The sequence below is a fragment of the Ochrobactrum sp. S1502_03 genome, from assembly GCF_044435015.1.
Lineage (GTDB): Bacteria > Pseudomonadota > Alphaproteobacteria > Rhizobiales > Rhizobiaceae > Brucella > Brucella chromiisoli.
Map to the genome: position 1 here is coordinate 155,788 of NZ_JAYEXN010000005.1, position 11,644 is coordinate 167,431.

Consider the following 11,644-nt stretch of genomic DNA (forward strand, 5'->3'; position numbering starts at 1 on the left):
AACTCATACAGAAGTGATCTCTATATGGAATTGCGTAATATCGCTATTATCGCACACGTCGACCATGGCAAAACAACGCTGGTCGACGAACTGCTGAAGCAGTCCGGCTCTTTCCGCGACAATCAGCGCGTTGCAGAACGCATGATGGACTCCAACGATATCGAGCGCGAGCGCGGCATCACCATTCTCGCCAAGGCCACTTCGGTTGTCTGGAAGAACACCCGTATCAACATCGTCGACACGCCCGGCCACGCCGATTTTGGTGGTGAAGTTGAGCGTATTCTTTCGATGGTGGACGGCGCTATCGTTCTCGTTGATGCTGCTGAAGGCCCAATGCCACAGACGAAGTTCGTGGTTGGCAAGGCGCTTAAGGTTGGTCTGAAGCCAATCGTTGCGATCAACAAGATCGATCGCCCGGATGGCCGTCATGAAGAAGTCATCAACGAAGTGTTTGACCTTTTTGCCAACCTCGACGCAACCGACGAGCAGCTCGACTTTCCGGTGCTTTACGGTTCAGGCCGCAATGGCTGGATGGCATTGAACCCAGACGGCCCAAAGGACGAAGGTCTTGCGCCGCTGTTCGATCTGGTTCTCAAGCACGTTCCTGCGCCAAAGGTTGCGGAAGGTCCGTTCCGTATGATCGGCACGATCCTCGAAGCTGATCCGTTCCTTGGCCGCATCATCACCGGTCGCATCCATTCCGGTTCGATCAAGCCGAACCAGAGCGTTAAGGTTCTTGATCAGGAAGGTAAGCTTCTTGAAAACGGCCGTATTTCGAAGATACTCGCTTTCCGCGGTATCGAACGTCAGCCGATTGAAGAAGCACAGGCAGGCGACATCGTTGCTATTGCCGGTCTTTCCAAGGGCACGGTTGCAGACACGTTCTGCGATCCTTCCGTGACCACACCACTTGAAGCGCAGCCGATTGATCCACCGACCGTAACCATGTCCTTCATCGTCAATGACAGTCCGCTGGCTGGCACGGAAGGTGATAAGGTTACCAGCCGCGTGATCCGCGATCGCCTGATGAAAGAAGCTGAAGGCAGTGTTGCTCTCAAGATTGAAGAATCCGGCGAAAAGGATTCGTTCTTCGTTTCCGGTCGTGGCGAATTGCAGCTTGCTGTTCTGATCGAAAACATGCGCCGTGAAGGTTTTGAGCTTGGCGTTTCGCGTCCACGTGTTGTCATGAAGGACGGCGAAAACGGCGAGAAGCTGGAGCCTGTCGAAGAAGTCGTCATCGACGTTGATGAAGAATATTCGGGCACCGTTGTTCAGAAGATGTCTGAACGCAAAGCCGAAATGGTCGAACTGCGTCCTTCGGGCGGCAACCGCGTTCGTATGGTGTTCTACGCACCGACCCGTGGTCTGATCGGCTATCAGTCGGAACTTTTGACCGATACACGCGGCACGGCGATCATGAACCGCCTGTTCCACGATTATCAGCCATATAAGGGTGAAATCGCTGGCCGTAACAATGGCGTTCTGATCTCCAACGATCAGGGTGAAGCTGTTGCCTATGCGCTCTTTAACCTTGAAGATCGTGGTCCAATGATCATTGACGCAGGCGTCAAGGTTTATCAGGGCATGCTGATCGGCATCCACTCACGCGATAACGACCTTGAAGTAAACGTGCTGAAGGGCAAGAAGCTCACCAACGTTCGCGCGGCAGGCAAGGATGAAGCTGTGAAGCTGACGCCGCCGATCCGCATGACACTGGAACGCGCTCTGTCATGGATTCAGGATGACGAACTGGTTGAAGTCACGCCAAAGTCGATCCGTCTGCGCAAGCTCTATCTCGATCCAAATGAGCGTAAGCGTTTTGAAAAGAGCAGCAAGTCAAGCGCTGCCTGATCTTTCTGATGCTATAAAAAAACGGCGCCTTCGGGCGCCGTTTTTGTTTGGGGTAACAAGATTTATTCTTTATCGCTCGCCGCGGCGATAGGGCTGCATCAGCGCCTGTGGAACGCGTGCTCGGCGCGCCATAACAATCAGCGCCACAATCGACATGATATATGGGATCATCAGGAAGAGCTGATAAGGCACGAGCTTGCCGTAAACGGTTTGTAGACGCAGCTGGAACGCGTCAAAGAGCGCAAACAGCAAGGCGCCTAAAAGTGCGCGCGCAGGCTTCCATGAGGCAAATACGACGAGCGCGATACACACCCAGCCGCGTCCCTGCATCATGGTCGGGAAGAACGAGTTGAACGCGGAGAGCGTGAGAAACGAGCCGCCAACAGCCATCAATGCACTGCCGAACATGATGGTGAAAATACGCACCCGGATCGGGTTGATGCCTTGCGCTTCGGCTGCATGTGGATTTTCACCGGTCATGCGAATGGCGAGGCCAAGTGGTGTGCGAAACAGCACATAACCAAGCAGCAGTGCCAGTGGAATGGCGATCCATGTGAGTGCTGTCTGGGTGCCGAGAACCTGTCCAATAAACGGAATATCCGCAAGCCAAGACGGATTGACTGGCTGGAACGGTGTGATTGTCGGTGGTGTGGAAGACAATGGCACCAGCAGACGAAACAGGAAATAGCTCAGACTCGACGCAAACAGCGTGATGCCAAGGCCGACCACATGCTGCGACAGGCCGAGTGGAACGGTTAGCGCTGCGTGCAGCAGGCCAAAAACAGCACCCGATGCGGCAGCAGCCAGCACGCCGACCCAAAGATCTGCCCCGTTGAAGACGGTCAGCCAGCCGATCATTGCGCCAAAGGTCATGATGCCTTCGATGCCGAGATTCAGAACGCCTGCACGTTCGCAATAAAGTGCGCCGAGCGTGCCGAAAATCAGCGGTGTTGCGATGCGCAGAACCGATACCCAGAGGCCAGCGGAAAGCAGGATATCCATCAACTCGTTCATCGGGCGATCCTGTATTGGGTGAAGAAGAGGGCGACCAGCATGGTGAGCAGCGACAGTGCAACCGTCACATCGGCGATGAAGCTCGGAATGCCAATGGCGCGGCTCATTCCGTCTGCGCCAACGAACATGGCTGCTGCAAAAAGGGCCGAAAAAATCGCACCAATGGGGTTCAGATTGGCAAGCATGGCAACGATGATGCCGGAATAGCCAAAGCCCGGCGACAGATCGGTTGTGACATAGCCTTTGACACCCATGACCTGTATGGCACCGGCAAGACCTGCAAGGCCGCCGGAGATGCAGGCGACTTTCACCAGCGTTTTGCCAAGGGGTACACCTGCAAAACGCGCGGCTTTCGGGTTAAGTCCCGCAGCTTTGGTTTCAAGACCAAACACGGTGCGCTTTTGGACATAGGCGATGATCAGCGCAAGCGCGATGGCAATCAGAATGCCGATATGGAGCCGCATGCCCGGCATGATTTTTGGCAGCACGGCTGCATCCGGTACAGGTTCCGACTGCGGCCAGCCGAAAGCCAGCGGGTCTTTCATCGGGCCTTCGATCATCATCGAAACGAATAGAACAGCCACGAAATTGAGCAGCAGCGTGGTCACGACTTCATCAACGCCAAAGCGCAGGCGAAGGCCGAGCGGGATCAGCAGAAAGATCATGCCAGCAATCGCACCCACGATCAGCAGCAGCGGAATGAGTAAGGGCGCTGGCAGGGCTAATTGCGTGCCAAGTGCCACAACTGCCAGTGCACCCATATAGAACTGGCCTTCGGCACCGATATTCCAGAGCTTTGAGCGGAAAGCGACAGCCGCAGCAAGGCCGGTCAGCATCAGCGGGGTCGCGCGGGTCAGTGTTTCGGTAATCGAAAGCTTTGTACCGAATGCGCCGATTGCAATCTGGCGAAAGGATTCAAGTACAGGGGCGCCCGCGGCTGCGATCAGCAGGCCAGCCAGCACAAAGGCAGCGAGAACCGCAAGAACCGGAGCCGTTGCCACCAGAGCCATGGGCCTTGTTTCGCGTCTTTCAATACGCATCAGTTGAGCCCCTTCGTAGTACTATTCTGCCATTCGCCGGCCATCATCAGGCCCAGTCTTTGCGCATTGGCCTCGGCTGCATCAATGGGTGGAGACAGCTTTCCTTTGACGATAGCCTGCACGCGGTCGGCAAGGCCGATAATTTCGTCAAGGTCTTCCGAGATAAGCAGCACGGCAGCACCTTTGGCCCGCGCTTCCAGAATGCGGGCATGAATGGCAGCGACTGCACCTTCATCAAGGCCGCGCGTTGGCTGGGCAGCAATTAAAATGCGCGGGGCTGTTTCAAGGTTGCGGCCCAGAATGAGTTTCTGCATGTTGCCGCCTGAAAGCAGACGAATGCGGCTGTCGGGCGTGCCGCCACGCACATCGAAATCTTTAATGATGCGGTTGGTAAATTCACGCGCAGCCGTTCGATTGACCAGAATGCCACTGGAAAATTGCCGATCGCGGACGCGCTCAAGTATAGCGTTTTCCCAAAGTGTGAGATCGCCGATTGCGCCTTCCGCATTGCGATCTTCCGGGATACGGCCAACACCCATTCCCACAAACTGACGCGGATCAAACTTCTTAACCGCCTCGCCGAACATAACGAGTGAGCCACTGGCAGGCTGGCTGAGGCCGGAAACAAGACGGCCGAGCGCCGCCTGACCATTGCCGGAAACGCCGATGATGCCGAGGGTTTCGCCAGCGCGCAGATGAAAATCAAGATCGGTCAAGCGCGCCACACCATCTTCCACCACAGTGACATTCTTTGCTTCAAGCAAAGTCTCGCCGGGGGTGGCGGCTGCGCGCGAAGGGCGCGAAACACGGCGGCCAACCATCAGTTCAGCCAGCTCTTCCTTGGAGGTTTCGGACGCTTTGCGTTCTGCGACAAGCTTGCCGCCACGCAAGACCACAACACGGTCAGCGGCAGACATGACTTCATGCAGCTTGTGCGAAATGAAGATGAGTGACAGGCCCTGACGCGCCATTTCTTTCAATGTCGCAAACAGATTTTCGGCTTCCTGTGTGGTCAGAACGGCAGTCGGCTCGTCGAGGATCAGAATATCGGCATCGTTGTAGAGCGCTTTTAGAATTTCCACGCGTTGCTGCTCGCCGACCGATAGATCGCCAAGCCGTGCATCGGGATCGACCTGCAAGCCAAAGCGTTTGGCAATTTCCGAAATCTTCGTTCGCGCTGCACCATGCGCTGATTTTAGTTTCCAGAGGCTTTCGGTGCCCGTGATGATGTTTTCCAGAACCGTGAGATTGGGAGCCAGTGTAAAATGCTGATGCACCATACCAACGCCCGCATCGATTGCGGCGCGTGGCTTACCCTGCGGGATTTCGGTGCCCTTGACGAAAACGCGCCCTTCATCAGGCACGTAATGGCCGAACAGAATGTTCATTAGCGTGGTTTTGCCAGCGCCATTTTCGCCTAAGAAAGCGAGGATTTCGCCGCGCTCAAGCTTTAACGAAATAGCGTCATTGGCGGTCAGCGTGCCAAAGCGTTTGGTTATATTTTGCAGTTCGAGAACTGTGGTGGTCATGCGTTCAACCCCGCAACGCCAAATTTATGCTGAAAGCGACAGTCCTCTTCCATCAACTCGCCCAGGTTTAAGAGAAGATTGTCCGCTCCCATACGAGCAATCAACTGAATTGCAAGCGGCATACCGTTTGCGTCCGTGCCAAAAGGCATGGAAAGCGCCGGAAAGCCGGAAATATTGGCCAAGGCCGCATAAGGCGCGAATGCATTCATCTTATGCCAATGTGCGTCCACATCGTCATGATCCATAGGATATGAGCCGACCGGCTGCGGACCAAGCGCCAGCATCGGCGTTATTAACACATCAATGTCATGGAAAATCTGCCAGAGTTGATAGGCGGTCATAACGCCGCCATTCATGGCGTCGTAGAGTTCGACTGCGCTCATTCTGCGTCCGCGCAATGCCACGGCTTGCGTCAGTCTTTCAAGCTTATCTTCGTCAATTGAGAATGCATCAATCGCCGATGCCAGATTGGCCGAGATGATCCGGTCAAAAGCTGTGGCACTCGTGTCAACGAGCGGGGAAAGAGCATCCGCATCGATCGCCCGAATTGTGTGGCCTTGCGCTTCGAGAAAGCGGGCTGCATCTTCAACCACTTGTTGACGCTCTTCCGTTACCGGATATTTGGTCAAATCTCCCGAAACAATACCGATGCGCAATTTTGAGAGGTTCGTGTCCGGTACGAATGCCAAATCAGGCAGGAAGCTTTCGGCGTTGCCAGCAACGAGCGGGAATAAAGTCTTTGCATCGCGAATTGAACGGCAAAGCGCAAATTCGCTTGCGATGCCTGCGAGATAATTGCCGAAATGCGGACCGGCTGGCATAGCGCCACGGCTTGGCTTGAGGCCGATCAGCCCACAAGTTGCCGCTGGAACGCGGATCGAACCACCAGCATCGGTTGCGTGCGCTATTGAAACAATACCGGCTGCCACGGCTGCGGCTGCACCGCCCGACGATCCGGCAGGCGAGAGTGTGTCGTCGAACGGATGACGAGCGACGGGGCCGTCTATCGGCTCGCTCGCAAGCGCCATGCCGAATTCTGGAACGGTTGTCGTGCCGAAAAAGTTAAGGCCCGCTTTGCGCAAACGCGCAGCGAGTTCTGAATCAAGGTCTCGCGGTGCATTCGCACAGGCGCGCGAACCAAGCCGGATTGGAAGTCCAGCGCAGGGTCCGCCTAAGTCCTTGAACAGCGATGGCACTCCGGCGAATGGCGCTTTGTGATCAAAAGCACTCGCATTTTTGCGCCCCAATTCTTCATCGAGATATGCAATGGCGCCCAGAGGGCGCCATTTTTCTGCGGCTTCAATCGCGGCATCCATGGCCTCTCGTGCGGTCAAAACGCCTTTCGCAATCGCGAGTGCGAGCGCTGTTGCATCCTGTTGCTTCATATCGAGTGCCACGTTGCTGTCCTGAAATTTCTTACTTAGGCTCTGCCGGATTTGGCTCGACCTTGAAAGTGCCAGCCTTGATCTCGGCGCGACGGGCTTCCATTTTGGCTTCGACGTCTGCCGGAGCAACGCCCTTGACGTAAACGATGTCGTTGCCGCCTTCCTTCATCAGGCTGAATGGCGTGTAATCCTTGCCGGTTGGATTGCCAGCCTTGACGTCTGCAACGGCTGCATCAAGGATCGGGCGGAAGTTCCACATCGCATTGGCAAAGACGGTATCCGGGTAGCGTGGCGTGTAATCAATCAGCGAACCAATTGCTTTGATGCCGCGTTCTTTGGCAGCATCTGCCGTACCGATACGCTCGCCAAACAGGATGTCAGCGCCAGCGTCGATCTGGGCGAGACCAGCTTCGCGTGCCTTTGGCGGATCGAAGAATGTGCCGATGAACGAAGCGTTGAACTTCGCATCCGGGCGGGTTTCTTTCACACCGTCCTGAAATGCATTGATAAGCATGTTGACTTCAGGAATTGGGATAGCACCGACCGAGCCGAAAGTGCCGGTCTTGCTCATGCCACCCGCAAGCATTCCTGCGAGATAGGCCGCTTCAAAATTCCATGTGCCGAACACGCCGAAATTGTCGCCCTGTTCCTTGCCGGACGAGCCCATGATAAAAGTGGTCTGTGGGTAATCGGCTGCAACCTGACGCGCTTCACGCTCGACAGCATAGGATTCGCCGACGATCAGTTTGATGCCCTGTTCTGCATATTCGCGCATGGCGCGCGGATAGTCGCTGGCCGAAACGCCTTCCGAAAAGACATATTCGATAACGCCGTCGTCATTGGCCTGCTTGAGCGCTTCATGAAGGCGCGAGTTCCATGCATTTTCAACAGGTGATGCATGAATGCCTGCGACTTTTAACTTTTCTTCTGCCGCGAAAACGCTGGTGGAGAGTGCTGTTACACTGAGAGCCGCAGACATTGCGAGAACGCTGCGGCGTGTGAGTTTGGACGGTGTGGTCATGGAAACCCCTCTTGGGTGATGTGTAGACGTGCAATTATGCGCGACTGATTGCTCCGCCTCTTTTTGCGAGGCTTATGAGCAACGTCACGTATTTCAGACGAATCTGCCGTTAATTCAAGCGCTTTTATCAGACGATTGAAAAAGAGGCACTGCTTTTTCGTCGTATTTTTGTGGGAATATTATTCCTGTGGCGCATAATCTGCGCCGTCAACCGAAGACGGACGGCCTTCAAGGTTGAGTGCGCTGATGCGTTGTGGTGTTTCGGCGATGATTTTTCCGCGTTTGACGACTATCAGGCGGTTGGCTTTCAGGCGAAGTGCTTCCAGCGCGTCGCGTGCCTGAAGCACCACGAAATCTGCATTGCAGCCTTTTTCAAGGCCGTAACCTTCAAGGCCCAGCGCTTTAGCCGAATTGACGGTGAGCGCGTTGAAGACCTGTTTCTTGCCTTCAATCGATGTCATCTGCGCGACGTGAACAGCCATATGGCCGACTTCCAGCATGTCACCCGAACCCATAGAATACCATGGGTCCATCACGCAATCATGGCCAAAGGCTACGTTAATGCCAGCCGCCATCAGTTCCGGCACGCGGGTCATGCCGCGACGCTTCGGATAGGTATCTGCACGGCCCTGCAATGTGATGTTGATGAGCGGGTTTGGAATGGCGTTCATCTGCGCTTCCGCAATCAGCGGAATGAGCTTGGAAACGTAATAATTGTCCATGGAGTGCATGGAGGTGAGGTGCGAGCCGGAGACGCGGCCCTGAAGGCCAAACCGCATTGTCTGTGCGGCCAGTGTTTCGACATGGCGCGACATTGGATCATCGGTTTCGTCGCAATGAATATCAACCGGCAGGCCGCGTTCTGCGGCAATGCGGCAGAGTTCTTCTAGCGATGCTGCACCGTCTGCCATGGTGCGTTCGAAATGTGGAATACCGCCGACAACATCAAGGCCCATATCGAGCGAACGATTGACGAGATCGACAGCACCGGGCGAACGATAGTACCCGTCCTGCGGGAACGCCACGAGTTGAAGGTCGATATAAGGTTTCACCTTTTCGCGCACTTCGATCATCGCCTCTGCCGTGAGCAGACGCTGATCGCTGACATCGACATGACTGCGAATGGCAAGCAGGCCCTGACTGACAGCGAGATCGCAATAGCGAAGCGCGCGCTCAACCATGGCGTCAACGGTCAGCATGGGCTTGAGTTCACCCCAAAGCGCGATGCCTTCCAGCAATGTGCCGGAGCGGTTTAAGCGCGGCAAGCCGAGCGACAGAGTTGCATCCATATGGAAATGCGGATCAACGAAAGGCGGTGTGACCAGCCGGTTTGAAGCGTCGATTTCCTTGGCTGCCTGATGATCGCCCGTGGATGGCACAATATCGGCAATCTTGCCGTCTTTGACCAGAATGTCCTGCTTTTCACGTCCGTCGGGGAGATTGGCGTTTCTTACAATCAGATCGAACATGGGCGGCCTCTTGGTCATTATAAAAATATGAGTGCTATAAAGTGCTGCTCATTTGCGTTTTGACTTATACCCAACTTTGCACGCACGCAATGCTAACAGAGCCATAAGGGGTCGTCATCCGCAACGTAAAATGCTAGTCCGCAAAAATACTGTTAGCAGGATAGCCATGTTCACCATCAGCCGCATTGAAACCATGACACAGGAGATCAAGAAGAGCCGTTTTCTGGCTATTGCCGCTCCTGTGGCGAACGAACAGGCGGCAAAGGATTTCCTGACTGAATATTCCGATCTGTCTGCGACGCATAATTGCTGGGCATGGCGCATGGGACAGAATTATCGCTTCAGCGATGATGGTGAGCCGAGTGGCACGGCAGGCAAGCCTATTTTGCAAGCGATAGACGGTCAGCAGCTTGATAATATTGTGGTGGTTGTCACACGCTGGTTTGGCGGTATTCTGCTGGGCAGTGGCGGGTTAATGCGCGCTTATGGTGGCACGGCGGCCATGTGTCTTCGGCAGGCTGTGAAGACCGAAGTCATCCCCGTAATTGGTTTTGCGCTGGCGTGTGATTTTTCTGATCATGCGCTTATAAAAGCGCGCCTGACGGCTGTTGAGAATGTGACGATTGCGAACGAGAACTTCACCGCAACCGGCGTCGAAATAACGGGTGCGATGCCGCTTGCCGCACAAGATGATCTGGCGCGTCTGGTGAGCGACATCACTCGCGGTAAAACCGTGATAAAGTTTGACGACTGATCAGGAAAGCTGCGATTTCCGCAGCGCTTCTGCTGAATAATGTTTACGTTTGTCTTCATATATCAAAAGATCAGCGCGCTTCGCAACCGTTTCCAGTTTTTCACCCGGCATACTGGTGGCGGCACCCATCGAAAGCTCGATTTTAAGCTGCGAATAATACTGGTTGTTGATATCGACCAGCCGGCGAATATCTTCCATCACCGCGTCCGCGCCGCGTTCATCAACATATGGCAGCACAACCGCAAATTCATCGCCACCGATACGGGCAGCATGGCCGGGAAGTTTTACGGCTTCGTTGAGCACTTCACCGATACGGCGCAGCAAACCATCGCCGCTGGCGTGCCCCAGCTGGTCATTGGCTGCCTTGAGGCCGTTGAGGTCAATGATGATGATTGAGACTGGGGGCTGTCCCTTGCGCTCAAGACGATTGAGTTCATCGACATAGAAAGCGCGGTTGTGCAGCTTGGTCAGCACATCATGTTTGCCAAGATATTCGAGATAGGCTTCTGCCTTTTTGCGCGCGGTAATATCAGCCAAGGCGACTTGAACCAGCGACCAGTCTTTTTCGTGTCCGGGGAGCACTGAAAACTGCAAGAGTAAATGCCGCTCGCTTCCATCAAGTGCATAGTTGACGACCTCGCGGCGCTGAAACAGAACGCCATTCCAAAGGTCGATGAGTTGCTCGCGGAAATTCGTTTCCATATCGCCTTTGAAAACATTTTGCAGGTTCTGCAACAAGGTAGCTTTGTCGGGCGCCAGAAACAGTTCGAGTGTTTCGCGATTGATATCAAGGACGCGGATTTCGCTCATGCACTGACGCACAAATTCAGGATGCACATCCGTAAAAATGCGAAAATCGACAATGCCGCGCTCGCGAATATCGTCCATCATCTGTTTGATACGGCTGAAATCTTCAACCCAGAGCGAAACAGGGGAATGCTCAAACAGGCCTTCCGCGTGCTGCTTATGCTTATTTTGCTCGCGCCGCGCTTCTTCGCGTGCTGTCACGTCTTCGATAGACAACAGAACACGCTCCCAGCTTTCTTCATGGCCGGGGAGAACCACGCCCTTAAGCTGAATATCGAGACGCTTGCCACCGAGAGAATAGTTTATGGTATCGCTCATAAAGGCGTTGTCACCATTCCAGAGCTGAACCATTTCTTCGATATGCGGATCAACCATATCGTCGCGGAACACACGCTCCAGATTTTCCTTCAGATGGTGGATGTCGCGTGCTTCATAAAGCGATAACGTTTTGCGATTGACCTTGAGCACACGGATCTGGCTTGTGCAGATGCGCAAGCGGCCGAGATCTTCTTTGAGGAAGGCTCTTAAATCTGTCACGCCGAGCTTGCGCCATTGCTCAAATTGCTTCCGCAGGCCGCTATAGTCTTCAAGCCACAGGGAAATTGGCGCGAGTTCAAAGACATTGGCACCGTCATTTAAGGCAGATTCAATATTCATCGTTCGGTTCTAAACCTGAGAGCCGAACCGAAAATTAAGTTGAGCGATTTCAGGAGTTTATGATTCTCTGTGGTTTACCAAGACTACGGAGGATCACATGGCCTGGACTGAAACCGC

9 protein-coding genes are annotated in these 11,644 nt (G+C 54.4%); 2 read left to right on the forward strand and 7 right to left on the reverse strand.

Annotation, left to right across the window (positions count from 1 at the left end; translation table 11 throughout):
* The first annotated feature begins 24 nt into the window (after positions 1 to 24).
* Positions 25 to 1,851: a translational GTPase TypA gene (gene typA / locus VBH83_RS06460; protein ID WP_396996840.1), complete on the forward strand. Its 1,827-nt coding sequence runs from the start codon at positions 25 to 27 to the stop codon at positions 1,849 to 1,851.
* A 69-nt stretch (positions 1,852 to 1,920) separates the two neighbouring features.
* On the opposite strand, the gene VBH83_RS06465 is transcribed toward typA, so the two are convergent.
* The 6 genes from VBH83_RS06465 to VBH83_RS06490 form a co-directional block, all read right to left on the reverse strand.
* The gene (locus VBH83_RS06465) at positions 1,921 to 2,865 is read right to left on the reverse strand and encodes an ABC transporter permease (protein ID WP_396996842.1); all 945 of its coding nucleotides are present in this window, start codon (positions 2,863 to 2,865) and stop codon (positions 1,921 to 1,923) included.
* On the reverse strand, positions 2,862 to 3,905 hold the full coding sequence (locus tag VBH83_RS06470) for an ABC transporter permease (protein ID WP_265985132.1): 1,044 nt from the start codon (positions 3,903 to 3,905) through the stop codon (positions 2,862 to 2,864). The genes VBH83_RS06465 and VBH83_RS06470 overlap by 4 nt, the downstream gene beginning before the upstream one ends.
* Positions 3,905 to 5,434: an ABC transporter ATP-binding protein gene (locus tag VBH83_RS06475; RefSeq protein WP_396996845.1), complete on the reverse strand. Its 1,530-nt coding sequence runs from the start codon at positions 5,432 to 5,434 to the stop codon at positions 3,905 to 3,907. Before VBH83_RS06475 ends, VBH83_RS06470 begins: the two co-directional genes overlap by 1 nt.
* Positions 5,431 to 6,819, reverse strand: a complete 1,389-nt coding sequence (locus VBH83_RS06480; RefSeq protein ID WP_396996859.1) for an amidase — start codon at positions 6,817 to 6,819, stop codon at positions 5,431 to 5,433. Before VBH83_RS06480 ends, VBH83_RS06475 begins: the two co-directional genes overlap by 4 nt.
* 31 nt (positions 6,820 to 6,850) lie before the next feature.
* On the reverse strand, positions 6,851 to 7,840 hold the full coding sequence (locus tag VBH83_RS06485; protein WP_265985134.1) for a BMP family protein: 990 nt from the start codon (positions 7,838 to 7,840) through the stop codon (positions 6,851 to 6,853).
* Between the two features lie 179 nt (positions 7,841 to 8,019).
* A complete protein-coding gene (locus VBH83_RS06490; protein WP_265985135.1) occupies positions 8,020 to 9,309 on the reverse strand; it encodes an amidohydrolase family protein in 1,290 nt (429 codons plus the stop codon).
* 166 nt (positions 9,310 to 9,475) lie between these two features.
* Between VBH83_RS06490 and VBH83_RS06495 the strand changes: the two genes are divergently transcribed.
* Positions 9,476 to 10,063 (forward strand): YigZ family protein, encoded by a 588-nt coding sequence (locus VBH83_RS06495; RefSeq protein ID WP_265985136.1) that lies wholly within the window; start codon positions 9,476 to 9,478, stop codon positions 10,061 to 10,063.
* Here the strand turns inward: VBH83_RS06495 and VBH83_RS06500 are convergent, their stop codons facing one another.
* Positions 10,064 to 11,527, reverse strand: coding sequence for a diguanylate cyclase domain-containing protein (locus VBH83_RS06500; RefSeq protein WP_396996848.1), 1,464 nt, complete (start codon positions 11,525 to 11,527; stop codon positions 10,064 to 10,066).
* Between the last annotated feature and the right edge of the window lie 117 nt (positions 11,528 to 11,644).